This is a genomic window from Streptomyces sp. NPDC040622 (assembly GCF_055593965.1).
Window position 1 is genome coordinate 192652 of the sequence record NZ_JBVIXD010000003.1, and the last position, 15381, is coordinate 208032.

Annotated in this window: 13 protein-coding genes, 1 tRNA gene and 3 pseudogenes; 6 read left to right on the forward strand and 11 right to left on the reverse strand. The window is 67.8% G+C overall.

Translation table 11 applies throughout. The features are described from left to right. Positions 1-257: 257 nt before the first annotated feature. Entirely contained in the window at positions 258-2516 is a 2259-nt protein-coding gene (locus ACZ592_RS09220; protein WP_471580889.1) for a transglycosylase domain-containing protein, read from the forward strand. Between the two features lie 183 nt (positions 2517-2699). Here the strand turns inward: ACZ592_RS09220 and ACZ592_RS09225 are convergent, their stop codons facing one another. Continuing rightward, complete coding sequence (locus tag ACZ592_RS09225; RefSeq protein ID WP_471580890.1) at positions 2700-3164, reverse strand: GatB/YqeY domain-containing protein; 465 nt, start codon at positions 3162-3164, stop codon at positions 2700-2702. 286 nt (positions 3165-3450) lie between these two features. Between ACZ592_RS09225 and ACZ592_RS09230 the strand changes: the two genes are divergently transcribed. From ACZ592_RS09230 to ACZ592_RS09240, 3 genes are all read left to right on the forward strand, one after another. Then, positions 3451-4380 carry a metallophosphoesterase gene (locus tag ACZ592_RS09230; RefSeq protein WP_471580891.1) on the forward strand — a complete coding sequence of 310 codons (930 nt, stop codon included), beginning with the start codon at positions 3451-3453 and terminating at the stop codon, positions 4378-4380. 182 nt (positions 4381-4562) lie between these two features. Then, positions 4563-5294, forward strand: coding sequence for a Pr6Pr family membrane protein (locus ACZ592_RS09235; RefSeq protein WP_471580892.1), 732 nt, complete (start codon positions 4563-4565; stop codon positions 5292-5294). Between the two features lie 46 nt (positions 5295-5340). Continuing rightward, positions 5341-5414: transfer RNA gene (locus ACZ592_RS09240), tRNA-Pro, on the forward strand. A gap of 78 nt (positions 5415-5492) precedes the next feature. On the opposite strand, the pseudogene ACZ592_RS09245 reads toward ACZ592_RS09240, so the two are convergent. The 10 genes and pseudogenes from ACZ592_RS09245 to ACZ592_RS09290 form a co-directional block, all read right to left on the reverse strand. After that, positions 5493-5840 (reverse strand): annotated as a pseudogene (locus ACZ592_RS09245) (tyrosine-type recombinase/integrase); the annotation flags it as partial. Between the two features lie 457 nt (positions 5841-6297). Then, a complete protein-coding gene (locus tag ACZ592_RS09250; RefSeq protein WP_471580893.1) occupies positions 6298-6876 on the reverse strand; it encodes a hypothetical protein in 579 nt (192 codons plus the stop codon). 1776 nt (positions 6877-8652) lie between these two features. Further along, positions 8653-8976 (reverse strand): hypothetical protein, encoded by a 324-nt coding sequence (locus ACZ592_RS09255; protein ID WP_471580894.1) that lies wholly within the window; start codon positions 8974-8976, stop codon positions 8653-8655. Then, a complete protein-coding gene (locus tag ACZ592_RS09260; RefSeq protein WP_471580895.1) occupies positions 8973-9278 on the reverse strand; it encodes a hypothetical protein in 306 nt (101 codons plus the stop codon). Before ACZ592_RS09260 ends, ACZ592_RS09255 begins: the two co-directional genes overlap by 4 nt. A 305-nt stretch (positions 9279-9583) precedes the next feature. Then, a pseudogene (locus tag ACZ592_RS09265) lies at positions 9584-9957 on the reverse strand (tyrosine-type recombinase/integrase); the annotation flags it as partial. 1 nt (position 9958) lies between these two features. Beyond that, positions 9959-10261: pseudogene (locus tag ACZ592_RS09270) on the reverse strand (FtsK/SpoIIIE domain-containing protein); the annotation flags it as partial. Positions 10262-10271: 10 nt separating this feature from the next. After that, a complete protein-coding gene (locus ACZ592_RS09275; RefSeq protein ID WP_471580896.1) occupies positions 10272-10424 on the reverse strand; it encodes a hypothetical protein in 153 nt (50 codons plus the stop codon). Next, entirely contained in the window at positions 10425-11585 is a 1161-nt protein-coding gene (locus tag ACZ592_RS09280) for a hypothetical protein (RefSeq protein WP_471580897.1), read from the reverse strand. Between the two features lie 208 nt (positions 11586-11793). Further along, positions 11794-11970 carry a hypothetical protein gene (locus tag ACZ592_RS09285; protein WP_471580898.1) on the reverse strand — a complete coding sequence of 59 codons (177 nt, stop codon included), beginning with the start codon at positions 11968-11970 and terminating at the stop codon, positions 11794-11796. A 628-nt stretch (positions 11971-12598) separates the two neighbouring features. After that, entirely contained in the window at positions 12599-13081 is a 483-nt protein-coding gene (locus tag ACZ592_RS09290; RefSeq protein WP_471580899.1) for a hypothetical protein, read from the reverse strand. Between the two features lie 258 nt (positions 13082-13339). Here ACZ592_RS09290 and ACZ592_RS09295 point away from each other — a divergent pair, with 258 nt between their 5' ends. Continuing rightward, on the forward strand, positions 13340-14314 hold the full coding sequence (locus ACZ592_RS09295; RefSeq protein WP_471581401.1) for an ATP-binding cassette domain-containing protein: 975 nt from the start codon (positions 13340-13342) through the stop codon (positions 14312-14314). Between the two features lie 90 nt (positions 14315-14404). Further along, the gene (locus ACZ592_RS09300; protein ID WP_471580900.1) at positions 14405-15253 is read left to right on the forward strand and encodes an ABC transporter permease; all 849 of its coding nucleotides are present in this window, start codon (positions 14405-14407) and stop codon (positions 15251-15253) included. Positions 15254-15381: the final 128 nt, after the last annotated feature.

Genomic DNA, 15381 nt, shown 5'->3' on the forward strand with positions numbered 1-15381 from the left:
CCCGAACGGACTATGCGTAAGCGGCAGATCACCCGACGGAGTGAGCTGGCGACATCCGTGAGAAACCCGGCATTACGGGACAGTTCAGTTGAGTCACAACGGACGCCGGGCGCCACATAAGGCGAATTCGGACAGGATTCCGTCGGATTCCGGAGCGAAGCAGGGGTTGTTGCCAAACCGCACTGCTGTGACAGTTGGGAGCAGCTTAGGCCAAGGCATTAAGGCCTGTCCGGCGAATCAGAACGTAGGCTGCCCTCATGGGAAAGAAGCGCTCGGGCGGTGGTCTGTCACCAACTCAGCAGGCCGCGAAGTTCCTCGGAGTCAGCGTCCTGGCGGGTGCGGTGCTGGCCGGGATCGCCCTGCCAGCGGCCGGGGCACTGGGTCTCGCGGCCAAGGGTTCGGTCGAGGGGTTCGACGAGATCCCCGCCAATTTGAAGCAGCCGCCGCTCAGTCAGCGCACCTCGATCCTGGACAACCAGGGCGGTCAGATCGCCACGGTCTACTCGCGTGACCGCACGGTCGTCCCGCTCAAGGACATCTCGCCGTACATGCAGAAGGCGATCGTCGCGATCGAGGACGCCCGGTTCTACGAGCACGGCGCGGTGGACCTCAAGGGCATCCTGCGCGCGCTCAACCAGAACGCGCAGAGCGGCGGTGTCTCGCAGGGCGCGTCGACGCTCACGCAGCAGTACGTGAAGAACGTCTTCGTGGAGGAGGCCGGCGACGACCCGACGAAGGTCGCCGAGGCCACGCAGCAGACGCTCGGCCGCAAGATCCGCGAGCTGAAGTACGCGATTCAGGTCGAGGACAAGCTCGGCAAGAAGCGCATCCTCAAGAATTACCTGAACATCACCTACTTCGGTCAGCAGGCGTACGGCATCGAGGCCGCCGCCCAGCGGTACTTCTCCAAGCCCGCCAAGGACCTGAAGCTGGAGGAGGCGGCACTCCTCGCCGGAATCGTGCAGTCGCCGAGCCGGTACGACCCGGTGAACGACGAGGCCGAGGCCACCAACCGACGCAACATCGTGCTGCAGCGGATGGCCGACACCCACGACATCTCGCAGGGCGAGGCCGACCGCGCCAAGAAGGCCGAGCTCGCGCTGAAGGTGAGCCGGCCCAAGAACGGCTGCATCACCTCGGTCAGCGGCGCCGGCTTCTTCTGCGACTACGTGCGCGAGGTGTTCCTGAACGACCCGGTCTTCGGCAAGACGAAGGAAGAGCGGGCCAAGGTCTGGAACCAGGGCGGCCTCAAGATCCGCACCACGCTGGATCCGCAGTCGCAGGACTCGGTGCAGGCGTCGATCAAGAATCACGTGAACAAGACCGACGACGTGGCGACGGCCGCCACCATCGTCGAGCCGGGCACGGGCAAGATCCTCGGCATGGGCCAGTCCCGTCCTTACGGCTTCAAGAAGGACGAGACCACGATCAACCTGTCCGTGGACGACTCCATGGGCGGCGGCGCGGGCTACCAGCCGGGGTCGACGTTCAAGCCGATCGTCGCGGCGGCGGCCCTGGAGGGCGGCAAGTCGGCGGGCCAGAGCTACTCGTCGCCGTACGAGATGCCCTACCCGCAGCGGGTGTCCGCCTGTGACGGCAAGGCCTGGGTGAACTCGGGCGGCGCGAAGCTGACCAACGAGAACGAGGCCGAGGTCGGCCCGTACGGCATGCGGGAAGCGACCGCCAAGTCGGTCAACACCTATTACGTGCAGCTCATCGGCGACATCGGCATCTGCCCGGTGACGAAGATGGCCGACAGGATGGGTGTGGAGCGGGCCGACGGCAAGGAGATGGTGCAGGCTCCCTCGATCGCGCTCGGCACCCAGGAGATGTCGCCGCTGACGATGGCGGGCGCGTACGCGACCTTCGCCTCGCGCGGCACGTACTGCACGCCGATCGCCATCGAGTCGATCACGACGCTCGGCGGCAAGTCGCTGCAGGTGCCGAAGTCGACGTGCTCGCGGGCCATGTCGCAGAAGACCGCCGACACGATCAACACCCTCCTCAAGGGCGTGGTCGAGGACGGTACGGGCAAGCAGGCCGGTCTCGGCTCCCGCGCGAGCGCGGGCAAGACGGGTACGACGGACTTCCGCTACGCCGCCTGGTTCGTGGGCTACACCCCGAACATGTCGGGCGCGGTCTGGGTCGGCGACCCGCAGCACAAGCGGCAGATGGTCGACATCACCATCGGCGGCGTCCCGTACGACAAGGTCTTCGGTGGCGAGGTGCCGGGTCCGATCTGGCGCGACGCGATGAGCGGCGCGCTGGCGGGCAAGCCGGCGCCGGGCTTCAACACCGTCCACCTCCCCGGCGACGACAAGGACAAGGGCCGCGACCCCGGCCGCGACCACGACGACGGCAAGCCGGGCAACGGCGGCGGCAACGGCGGGAACAACGGAGGCGGCGGGGGCGGCAGCCCCTGGCCGGACATCCCGATCCCGCCGGACGCGATCGGCGGCGGGGACGGCGGCAACGGGGGCAACGGCTTCGGCGGGATCGGCGGCTGGCCCCGGTAGGGGTTCCCCAGGGAGGTTCCGCGGAGGGATGCGATGCCGCGGAGAGGTTCTGCGGAGAGGTTCTGCGGCGGGGGTCCCCGGTAGGGGGCTCCGCCGGCCTACATATGGCTGTACGTGGATGAGGGCGCCCCCTGCCTCAGGGGGCGCCCTCATCCACGTACGGGAGGCAAGAGGTGGTGGGCCTCAGCCCGCGAGGAGCTTCTTGACCGTGGCGGCGACGCGGCCGCCGTCCGCCAGGCCCGCGACCTTCGGGTTCACGATCTTCATGACCTGGCCCATGGCGCGCGGCCCCTCGGCGCCCGCGGCCCTGGCCTCCTCGACGGCCTCGGCGACGATCTGCCCGAGCTCGTCGTCGGAGAGCTGCTTCGGGAGGTACTCGGCGAGGAGCTCGCCCTCCGCCTTCTCCTTCGCGGCCTGCTCGGGGCGGCCGCCGTCGGCGAAGGCCTCCGCCGCCTCGCGGCGCTTCTTGGCCTCGCGGGCGATCACCTTCTGCACCTCGTCGTCGGAGAGCTCACGGGCGGTCTTGCCCGAGACCTCCTCCTTCGTGATGGCGGTGAGGGTCAGCCGGAGCGTCGAAGAGCGCAGCTCGTCGCGCCCCCGGATCGCGGCGGTGAGGTCTTCCTGCAACTTCGACTTGAGCGTGGTCATGGGTTGATTGTGGCAGGTGCGTACGTTTCTCCGTCCATCGATTTACTGGCGGGTGCGGGGTGGGGTGCGGGGTGGAGCTCGGAGGGGGTGTGGCGTGAGCTTGCGTGGGGTGCGGGGTGGGGTTGCGTGGTGTTGCGTGGGGGGTTGCTGACCGGCGCGTCAGGCGGACGCCTCGTCGACTTCCTTGCGGGGAACGGTCGACTTCCTTGAGAAGGGGGCGGGTTGCCGAGTCCGCCCGGCCGCTCCCTCGGGATTCCGGATGCCCGGTGTCTGACACGATGGGGGGATGCGCGCGCGATACGCAGTACCCCTGGGCATCACGGCGACGGCTGCGGCCGGTCTCGCCTACTCCGTGGGCTTCGAAGCCCGTTCCTTCCGGCTGCGACGGGTCACCGTGCCCGTGCTGCCTGCGGGGATGCGCCCCTTGCGGGTCCTCCAGGTCTCCGACATCCACATGGTGTCCGGACAGCGCAAGAAGCAGCGCTGGCTGCAGTCGCTCGCGGGCCTGCGCCCCGACTTCGTGATCAACACGGGCGACAACCTGTCCGACCCCGAGGGTGTCCCGGAGACGCTGGACGCGCTCGGTCCGCTGATGGAGTTCCCCGGCGCGTACGTCTTCGGTTCGAACGACTACTACGGCCCGAAGCCGCGCAACCCCGCCCGCTACCTCCTTGAGAAGGTGCAGGGCAAGCACGGCCTGAACGGCAACCCGCCCGCGGTCGGCGTCATCCACAACCCGTGGGAGGGCCTGCGCGACGGGTTCGACGCGGCAGGCTGGGTGAACCTCACGAACGCCCGGGGCACGCTGAAGATCGACGGCTACGAGATCGCGCTGACCGGCGTGGACGACCCGCACATCAAGCGCGACCGGTACGCACGCGTGGCGGGCGGCCCGGAGGCCGACGCCGACTTCTCGATGGGCGTCGTGCACGCCCCGTACCTGCGCGCGCTCGACGCCTTCACGGCCGACGGCTACCCGCTGATCCTCGCCGGGCACACCCACGGCGGGCAGGTCTGCATCCCCTTCTACGGCGCCCTGGTCACCAACTGCGACCTGGACACGGACCGCGTGAAGGGCCTCTCCAGGCACGAGGCGGAGGGCCGGACGTCGTTCATGCACGTGTCGGCGGGGTGCGGGGCCAACCGCTACACGCCGATGCGGTTCGCGTGCCCGCCGGAGTCGACGCTGCTCACGCTGGTGCCGCGGGCGGCCTGAGCCGTTCCCCCCCATTCCGCCCGTCACCTGATCCGCCCGTCACCGGATCGATCCGCCCGTCACCTGATCCGCCCGTCACCGGATCGATCCGCCCGTCACCTGATCCGCCCGTCACCGGATCGATCCGCCCGTCACCTGTCACCCGGCGGGCGGACAAACGGAACGATGCCTACCGTGGGGGCATGATCGCTCCGATACGTACGGGTGTCCCCGCGGAGGCGGTCGTGCCACCCGTACGCCGCCCCCTCGTGGCCGCCTTCCGCGCGCTGATCGTGCTCGCCGCGGTGACCGGCATCGTCATCGACCTGTTCCTCGGCAGCCCGCTGCGCGTCCTCAGCTATTTCACGGTCCAGAGCAACGTGCTGGTCGCCGTGGTGCTCGGCCTCTCCGCGCTGCGGTCCTGGCAGGGCCGTCTGCCACTCCCGGCCTGGGTGACCTGCGGCACACTCGTCTACATCTCGATCACCGGGCTCGTCTACCACCTCGTCCTGGCGAACGAGTCGAGCGGCTTCTCGATGACCGACACGGGGGCGCTCACGAGCTGGCACTCCCTCTCCAACCAGCTCCTGCACACCGTGACGCCGATCGCCGTGGCCGTGGACTGGCTGCTGCTCACCCGGCCGGGCGGCCTGCGACTGCGCCACGCGGGCCTGTGGCTGCTCTATCCGCTCGCGTACCTGGTCTTCGCACTGGCCCGCGGCGCCCTGCTGTCGCCGGGCCCGACGGCCCGCTACCCGTACCCGTTCCTGGACGTCGACATCCACGGCTACGCCGGCGTCCTGGGCAACGGCGTCATCTTCGGCCTGGCCTTCTACGCCCTGGCCCTCCTGGTCGTCGGCGTCGACCGGATCCGCCCCCACCCCCCGGCCCTCGAAAACCGGATTTCGTCTCCGGGCGCCGGTCCGCTAAAGTAATCGATGTCGCCACGACCCGCGCAGCGGGCCGGTGGAGCAACGACATCGGGGTGTAGCGCAGCTTGGCAGCGCGCTTCGTTCGGGACGAAGAGGTCGTGGGTTCAAATCCCGCCACCCCGACAGCTGAAACACCAGGTGGCCAGCCTACTCATGAGAGTAGGCTGGCCACCTTTTTCGTGTGCGTGTCTATCTGCGTGACTACCGCTCCGGAGCGGGCTTGAAGATGCCATCCATGACCACCGCGCCGGTCTGGATCACGGGCCGGATCCGCTTCCGATAGACCTCCTCGGTCACAGCGGTCCCCGAGTGGCCGACGAGCCGGGAGATCTCTTCCAGGGGCACGCCGCTGTCGGATAGCAGCGACGCGAAGCTGTGCCGGAGCTCCCGGGGCGTCCACTCGTCGGCGTTGATCCCCTCAGCGCCCTTGAGAGCCACCCGAAAGGCACGACGGACGTTGGTGGCGTCCAGCGTCTTGCCGACGGCCGAGAAGAAGACGAGTCCGTTCTCCTCCCAGGCGCCGCCAGCGGCGAGACGGTCCCAGCCCCGACTGAGTTACAACTTTCTCTACTGGTTCAAGTCCGGCTGCGCTCCGCTCCGCCGGGCGCGCTCCCGGCTCTGGCTGCGCCCGCGCTCCTGCCTTCGGCCCGCTCGGCGCTGCCGCCGCCGACGCGCGCCCACGGGTGGATAGGCCGGTCTGATGAATGGCGGTCACCGTACGAACGCAGCCACGGTCAAGGACATGCCTCCGGCGGGGGCGCTCCGACTCTGGGATGGAGGGGGCGCCGCTCGCGGGTGCCGGCCGGGTAGGGCGTGCGTGGGGAGCTCCCATCCCGTCCACCGTCGACCCAGGCAAAGCCGAGCAGACGCGGTTCAGGGGCGTCAAGGTCGTTCGTACAGTGGCGCGCTCCACCTTGACGCCCCTGAACCGCGTCTGCTCCACGGTGTGTGGGTCGACGGCGGACGGGATGGGAGCTGGGGAGAGTGGTGGGTTGAGGTAGGGGGGTCAGTAGGCCAGATCAAGGATGCTCTGCGCTGCGAGCCCAACGGCGAAACAGAAGAGACCAAGCACCTGCTCGTGCAAGCCACGGATTGTCTTCCGTTTTGCTTCCTCATCGAGAGCAGTGAGGCGAGCTTGGAGATCGTTAGCGATTTCCTGATCCTCCTGCTGGCACGCCTTCGCTTCCTGTCCCAAGTCGTGCTGCACGTCTTGAGCCAGCTTGAACGCACGATTCAAGCGGTCTTCAACCGCAGCCTTGAAAGCATCGGGTTCCCGGGCAGGGTCAGGCAGCGGCCCGAACTGGACGATGCCCCGAGCGCTTCCGGCGAAGCCAACTTCCATGGCGGTACCAAGGCGGCCAGTGACCACCCTCGGTCGCGGGCGTCCGAAGAGGCGACGTGAGAGGCGCTTAACGCCAAACCACAGCTGTCGCGCCACCCCAAGCTCAGTCACCATCACCCGAGTGAAGAAGCGATCGCCCGCGTTTGACGAGTCCTTGAACGTATTCGACAGTCCAACTGCTGCCGAGAGCAGACCGAGAACCTGAAGCACGATGCTGGAGATCTTGAAGGCAGTTTCGAGCACCTGCCCATCCTCTGCCTCGGTCGATGATCAGATGCGTAGATCACGAAAACTCACATACCGCCGAGGCGCGGTGAGGGCTCGCTGTCAAGCCTCTGTCCACAGCTGACACCAACAGGGGCGGGCAACGGCATCAATCTCCGAACGTCAGCGGATCAGCCACCGGCACGGAAGCCGGATCTCGGCAGGGCTCCGGACCGCCATGATCGACCTGATAAGGATTAGGTCACAGGTTCAACTTCGTAGCCCTTGCGAGCGGCGGCCACAGATAATGACCACTGCGCTGACTCGCCCTTTGAGACTCCGTCTACCTACCCTGCTGCCGTCAATCATCCTTCAAAACAGAGTCCATCCGATCTACAAAGGCATGAAAACCAGGCGGAACACGGTCCGCCCTAAGCTCAATCCCCCTCACTGCGGAAAATAGACGTCGATAGCATTCAAGCTTACCCGAAGAACGAGAATCGGCCGCGAATCGAATAATTCTCGCACTCCACTGCTCGGTAGCGGCTATCGCAGCTTTTGGCGCTCGCAGCTTTTTCGTACTTTCGGGTTGAATGAGCGCAGTGTCCACCAGGTAAACCCAGGGGGCCTCCCCGTCCCCCTCGGTTCCCACCGAAAATGCAACCCTGCCATCACTTTTCGACTCAAGATGATACCGAATAGCCTGCCTTAACGTGCCCCCAGGCCTTTCTGTAGGACTCACGGGCACGTCATACCTGACGTACTCAACCGCCCCTCCTGCACCTTCCATACACTGGTCCATGTTAACAGCAGTGATAATTTTGAATTCAGCAGCTACAATTTCTGCATCCCGGTTCCCGGAATTACGCCGCTCGCGGAGTCTCGCTGCTTACCATTGAGCCTTTCCATCCGGTCAACGTCCACGGCTAGGATAGATACCTCGGACTTCTCGCTCGGCTGCGGCTTAAAATTGGGGAATAGCTCGAATGCTAGTCCGACGATCGAGGCTATTGCTGCCATAATTGCACCGATAGCGACGACGCCTACACCAATCTTGTGCGCCGCGAAGGCATCCTGGCACTTTTGCCAGAAATTCTGACAGCGCCCCTGTTCTGCATCCTCCGTAGTATCTGCTGACCCGTCCGACTCCCTGGTCGCAGGACGCTCGCTCTCATTTGAACCTGGCATAAAAACCCCGGCTCTCGAATTCCCGCTTACTCCAAGATATAGAGGTGGGCTGTCGAGCCCGGAGCTTTCCGCGTTGTCCACGCAGCAACTAGCCCAACTTGATGAGTGGGGCTAGCGGATTGGCGTAGGCCCGCGCTGACCAACTCGGGCAGACAGGCCATACCTCCTGGGCGCAAGAGTGGGGGAGTTGACTCTCCCGGTCCGACTCTGGGCCGTCCAAGGCCGCTCAACAGTGACCAGCGGGGACCGTCAGTGACAGGTCTCCTAGGAAACGATCCCAGGTCACCGCCGATTGCCTGCGACTCGAACAGCCATGCCAAGCCCGAAGAGCTGAGCTGACGTGCGCTGATCCCGCGCACCAGGAGCCGCACCGGGTGAGTGTCTAACTGCGTGACAACGCCGATGAACAGCGGCGAACACGGGCGAACGCCTGCGGACCGTCAGCGCAGGTGAGGAGCGCACCAACCCAAGGCATCACCTCCGCCCAAGTTGCTTCGGGACGAAGAGGTCGTGGGTTCAAATCCCGCCACCCCGACAGCTGTAACACCAGGTCAGGGTCCTGATCCAGTTAATGGATCAGGACCCTGAGTGGTTTTCGGGGTCATTTCGGGAGCCGCCACCGCATGCTCACCGCCAGAAACACTCCTCGATCACGATCTGTGGATCAGCGACCCGTCGGGTGAACTGGTAGCGCAGCCAGCCCCTGCCGTGGTCGACATACAGAACATGCTGCCCACCGGGCCGGGTGGACTGGGCAGGCTCGACGCTCATCCCGGTTGGAAGGTCTCGGTCGGTGTCGATGCCCCGGAAGTACGGGTCTGCGGCAGTGACGAGTTCGGCCCGGGCAGCGAGGACCAGGTCTCTGGCCGTATCGGGGAGGGCCTCCCGGTCCTCCTCCGCCTGCTTGGTCCAGTCAGCTTGCCAGGGCGGCCCCGTGAATCCATCGGTCACTGGCCCGGCTCCGCCTTCGCCGCCTGACGGCGCAGCAGACCGGCCTCCTCGATCAACGCTTTGGCGCGGGCATAATCGGGCTCCCGGTCGGCCGCATCTTCCAGCCCATGCACCTTTGCTTCGAGTTGAGGGTCACGAGCGAGAGCGAACTCCCCCCACCAGCGCGCCATGAAGGCAGGCACCGGCGCGAGGTCGTAGGCATCAGCGATGTCACGGCGCCAGTGCCGGTCGAAGTCGACCAGGAGTTGCGGTGCGTACTGGGCGATCGCAGCGCGGAGTGCTTTCGGTGTCCTGTCGGGCATGGGGGCTGTGGCCCTGGAGCCGCTGGGAGCAGTCGTCATGAGGGAGCTCTTCCTTCGGCGACGGGTGGGAAGGTGGCGGCCATTGAAACGGTACTACTCGCCCGTGACTACGGAGGAGTACTCCACGATGCCCGAGAAGGACGGAGTCGAGGGCCCCTGAGGGAGCCAGATGGGAGCCGACTTACTCCCCGAGCCCTTTCGGCACCACGCGAGACCAACCGCGGCCGCACCTCTGACCCAGGTGAGGCACACCGTAACGTTACGGTGTGCCTCACCTGTTTTCGTGTGCGTGCCCATCTGCGTGACTACGGCTTCAGATCCCGCTTGAATATGCCGTCCATGACCACCGCGCCGGTCTGGAGCACGGATCGGATCTGGTCCCGGTAGACCTCCTCGGTCACGGCGGTCACGGCGGTCACGGCGGTCACGGCAGTCCCGGAGTGGCCGACGAGGAGGGAACTCTCTCCAGGGGCACGCCGCTGTCGGATAGCAGCGAGACAAAGCTGTGCCGGAGCTCCCGAGGCGTCCACTCGGCGGCGTCGATTCCCTCAGCGTCCTTCAGGGCCACCCGGAAGACACGGCGGACGTTGGTCGCATCCAGCGGCTTGCCGACCGCCGAGGAGAAGACGAGCCCGTTCTCCTCCCAGTCGTCACCGGCGGCGAGGCGCTCCCATCCCTGGCCGCAGTCCTGTCGAGGTGGGTCGGATGACGCCCCGACGTGGCGGGACCGGACGGAACTCTCGACGGCTGGTCGCCTTCAGCGCCAGGTCCCGCGGGCGGGACGGAGGAACGGTCAGCCCACAGGCCTCCATGACCGAGCCGTACGAGCCGTACGAGCCGAGCAGCCGGGCCGTGGATATGGGCAGGCCGAGCGTGGACCAGTACACGCGGGGGTGGCGGGCCCGGGTGTAGGTGGTCCCGCCGCCGAGTGCGGCGACGGGACCACCCGTCTCCAGGAGCGTCGGCCTCCGAGCGGGGTTCAGCCGACCGCTGTCAGTCCGGACCTGCCCCGTACAGCGTCAGCAGCAGTGTCACCACGGCGACGCCGACCAAGAGCGCGCCGCCCAGCCGTTCGTCGCGCCGAGATTCGCGCACGACCAAGCAGCCGACCATGGCGATCAGGGCGAGAGTCGCTGTGTCAGGCATTCACGCCTCCTGCCCTTCCGCTGCGCGGTCGCCGGCTCGCCCGACAGCAGGCGATTGTGCCGTTCGGAAGCGGGGCCTCTCCTCGCCGTCCCGACTGTGACACGCACGGCGACCGAGCCGCTTGAGTTTGCGGCGTACTCGCTCCCCCAGAGCCTCGGCGTCACTCCGCGCGTACGCCTGCGAGGTGAGGGCCAGCGCCGTGGCGGCCGCCTCCGTCCAACTCGGCGTCCCCGAACGGGACCAGGCGAGCGCGACCGCCCGCTCGATCGGGAACATCTGCTCCAGCACGGCGAGCACACGCGGATCATCAGGCAGCGCCCCCGTCAGGATGTCGGCCGGGTCGGGCCCTCCGGCGACCAGGTCGGCGAGGGTCAGCCCGTTCTCCAGAACAGGGACATCGAGGCTGAGCAGCCGCTCTCCGGCGCAGCGCCGGCGCCACAGTGGCGTGAGCTGTCGGTGGATCTCCCTCACCTCACGCACCAGCCGGGAGAGAGCCCCTCGGCGGATGGTGCCGTGCGTGCGCAGGGTGCTCGCCCAGTCGCCGAGCAGAGCCGTGGCCACCGGTTCCTGCCAGCGGGCTCCCCGCCACAGGCCGAGGTCGACGGCCATGAACTTCTCGATGAGCTCGGTGTTGCCGAGCGCCGCCTCGTTCCGTGCTTCCACGGCCCGCGCCGCGAGCATGGCCTCACGGGCCTCCGCGCGAGCCTCCGGGGATTTGGGCTTCGTGTGGTTCGCCGCTCCGACCCATGGGTCGTTGACCTCCCCCTCCGTCCAGGTGTGAACGATTTGCCCCGGTTCGAGTCTGGAGTTGTTCCGGAACAGGCGCCCTGCCAGCAGGCGCCCACCGTCCCTTTCGTTGCCGAAATAGAAGTAGGAGCTGTCGCGGACTCCCCCATCACCGCCGTACGCGATGAGGTCGTCCTCGTCCAGCACGGGGAGGCCGTGAGCGGACTGTGCGTCAATGGGTACGGGCTTCGGCTCAGGAAGTACCTTCCATCGCCTGACCAGGCCGTACCGCGCGTAGAAGGTGTCGAGGTCCTCGGCTTCTTCCGTCTGCGACGCCTTGGCCTCGCGGGGCGGGGCGGTCGCAGGCGGTGCCGGTTTCTGCGGTTCCTGCGGTTCCTGCGGTTCCTGCGGTTCTTTGGGAGCTTCGGGCGTCATGGGTGGTGGTGCCTCCGGCAGATGATGGGCGAGCCTGTCCCCTTTCGGGCGCCGCAGCGCCCCGAACCGGCAATCCCCACCCGGGAATGTCGGGTGAGCTGCGTCACAGAGCCGCCGCTTCGTGCTGAGACGGCAGGTCAGTCCTCGCCGCGACGTCCTGCCTGCCTTCGGGACTGGTCGCCGGTTCAGTTCTCGCTTCGGCGCCTGTTCAGCCGGCCCAGGTCTCAGCCCGGCGGGCCACCTCGTAGATGAGCGCGATGCGGTCCGGTGGAAGCAGCGGTGAGAGCCCCGACAGCACGCGGTCCAACTGCGTGACCTCAAGGACGAGTACGGGCGGATTGGCGCTCTTGACCGTGAGCTTCGAGGCGTGGACCACTGAGATCACCGGCCGAACCGTGACGTCCGTACCGCAGCGGCGGGACAGGGCGCACGACACCCGACGCGCTTCGGACTGACTCGCTGCGATGTGGCGCTGCACGACGCCGTTGACGGTGAGGGCGGTGTCGCCGTACCAAACCCTCTTGCCTCGGTGTCGTTGGGAATTGATGGAGAAGACGTCGGCGGGGGCCGATGGCGAGGTGGTCGATGTCCGTGCCGCTCGCCCACTGGATGGCGTGGAGGGTGAACCACCCGCGGCCCCGGAGCCGGTTCAGTCTCCTGCCGGTGATGCGCTCACCCATGAGTCCGGCAGCCCAACCATGCGTCTGAGGATCAGGGTTCCAGCGCTCGACCAGCCTCAGCACGGGGTTGGGCTGTAACTCCCGGATCTTGTGGCGCACCGCGTCGGCCGCCCGGTTGCGGGCCAAGTCCTCTGGTAGCGACTGCACCCTGCCCCCCGTGCGTGTGCTTCTGCCAGACCGCCACGGAGGAAAGGTCAGGTCAGACAGGTCAGAGGGGTGGTACTGATTCAGTACCACCCCTCTGGCTTTGTGTACGCACGGGCGGATGGTGGTGGAGGTGCGCCCCCAAGGGCGGGTACGCGGGTCCGGCCCGCAGGCTTCGTCGGAGTCCGACTAAGACCACCGCTTCGTGATCGTCGCCGGAGACTTCGGGGCCGGCCACACCTGGATGCGGATCCTCTCGGTGGTCTCGGGGGTCTTGGCGGAGTCGATGTCGGCCTGGGCCGCCCGCGCCAGGTTGCTCCGGGACGCGCGGACGCGGTGAGGGCCCGCCGCGACCTCGAACGTGGCCGCGTCGGGGGCGTAGTCCGAGCAGCCCAGGACCATCAGGCGGCCCGACGGCACATCGAGGCCGGCCTCCACGACGTGATCGAATTCCGCGCTGTCGTCGCCCGGCTCCTGAGACAGGACGTCCACGGTGACGGATACGTTGACATTGACCACCGTGCCGATGGCCAGCGCGTCCTCCGCGACCGCGAGGCGATCGACGGTGGCCTGCTCCGTCCACTCCTCGCCCAGGTCCTCCTCCGAATCCACATCGGACACGTGTATCTGAAAGTAGTCCGCGAAGAGGGTGAGCTCCGTCGTTGTCGTCATGGTGGCAGCGTGCCACACCGCGCGGACCGTCGAAGGGGCGAGAGGACGCCTTCAACGGGCGGGGTGAGCAGGGGGTTTGTCATCGCGGCGACACTCTCGCCACAGGGCGGTCGCCTCTCGACTGACACCCGCTGACACCCCCTGACAGCCCCCCGCCCCCGCTGTCAGCGCGCTGGCGGTGGCGTGTCAGCGGGACTCGGCATCGTTCTGGTCATCGACAGCGAGCGAAGACCTGACGAGGACGAGGAGTGGTGGGACATGGGGTACGCGATCCGGGCCGAGGGACTGGTCAAGAAGTACGGGGACTTCACCGCGTTGGACGGCGTCGACCTGGAGGTGCCGGCCGGGAAGGTCGTCGGAGTCCTCGGGCCCAACGGGGCCGGGAAGACCACCACCGTCCGCATCCTCGCCACGCTGCTGCGGCCCGACGCCGGGCACGCCACCATCGGCGGGTACGACCTCGCCGGGGACCCGGTGAAGGTACGGCAGTTGATCGGGCTCACCGGGCAGTTCGCCTCGGTGGACGAGACCCTGTCCGGGACCGAGAACCTGGTGCTCATCGGGCGGCTGCTCGGTCTCTCCCGGCGCGACGCCAAGGCCCGCGCCGCCCAGCTCCTGGAGAGCTTCTCGCTCTCCGAGGCGGCCCGCAAGCCGATCTCCACCTTCTCCGGCGGCATGCGGCGGCGTCTCGACCTGGCCGCCTCCCTCGTCGGCCGGCCCCAGGTGCTCTTCCTGGACGAGCCGACCACCGGCCTCGACCCGCATGCCAGGCAGGAGGTCTGGGACGTCGTACGGCAGTTGGTCGCGGACGGGTCGACGGTTCTGCTGACCACGCAGTACCTCGAGGAGGCCGACCAGCTCGCCGACTCCATCACCGTCTTCGACAAGGGCCGCAAGGTCGCCGAGGGCCGTCCCGGTGAGCTCAAGCGCCGCGTCGGCGGGCAGATCCTCCAGGTCAGGCCCACCGTGGCCGCCGACGTGGCGCAGGTGGCCGGGATGCTCGCCGAGCTGACCGGGCACTCCCCCGCCCAGGACTCCGGTGTGCTCACCGTGCCCGCCGACGACCCGCTGGTCGTCGCCGCGGTCGCCCGTCGCCTGGACGGCGCCGGCATCACCGCCGACGAGCTCGGCCTGCGGCTGCCCAGCCTGGACGAGGTCTTCCTCGCGCTGACCGGTCACGCGCCGGCCGCCGCCGACCAGGCCGCCGCCGACGACCGGCCCGTCGCCGTCTGAGAGTCCGGCTCACGGGCCGCGACCGCTACGAGCGCCACCACCCCGTACCGCAACCCTTACCGCACGGACCTTCCCGAGAGGACCCCCGCCATGAGCACCCAGACCCTCAGCGCCCAGAGCCAGACCCAGGCCCAGCCTCTCGGCGTCCCCGCCGAGCTCTCCGGCCGCGTCGGTCTCGCGCAGACCGCCCGGCACAGCTTCGCCCTCGCGGGCCGCGGCGTCGCCAAGTTCATGAAGTCGCCGATGCAGCTGGTCGACGTGGTCCTCACCCCGATCATCAGCCTGCTGATGTTCATCTACCTCTTCGGTGACGCCATGTCCGGCGGTGACACCGACGGCTACCTGCGGCTCGTCACCCCCGGCGTCATGGTCATGGCCGTCTTCCAGGCCAGCATCGGTGTCGGCGCCTCGCTCAGCGCGGACGCGAGCACCGGGATCTTCGACCGGTTCCGCAGCATGCCGATCGCCCGCTCCAGCCCGCTGATCGGCGCCGTGCTCGCCGACATCGTCCGCTACGTCGTCTGCCTGGGGACCCTGGTCGTGCTCGCCCTGGTGATGGGGTACCGCATCGAGACCGGACCGCTCGCCGCTCTCGGCGCGCTCGCCCTGCTCATCGGCTTCGCCCTCAGCTTCTCCTGGATCTCGGTGTACCTCGGCATGCTGATCAAGAACCCCGCCTCCGTGCAGGGCCTGATGACCATCCTGATCCTGCCGCTCACCTTCGCCAGCAACGTCTTCATCCCCCGGGAGGGCATGGCCGGCTGGCTCCAGGCCTGGTCGGACGTCAACCCCGTCTCCCTGGTGGCCGAATCGGTCCGCGGTCTGCTCAACGGCGGCCCGGTCGCCGACTCGCTGGTCGGCACCTTCGCCTGGATGGCCGGTGTGACCGTCGTCTTCTTCCCGCTGGCCATGCGCGCCTACCGCAAGAACGCCGGCTGAGCCACGGGCAGCAGCGCCGGGGGGGGGGGGGGACCCACCACGGGGGGCCTCCCACCCGCTGCTCCCCCCCCCCCCCCCCCCCCAGTAAAGGGCCCCCGCCGCAGGGCATCCCAAAAGGATAACTCCTA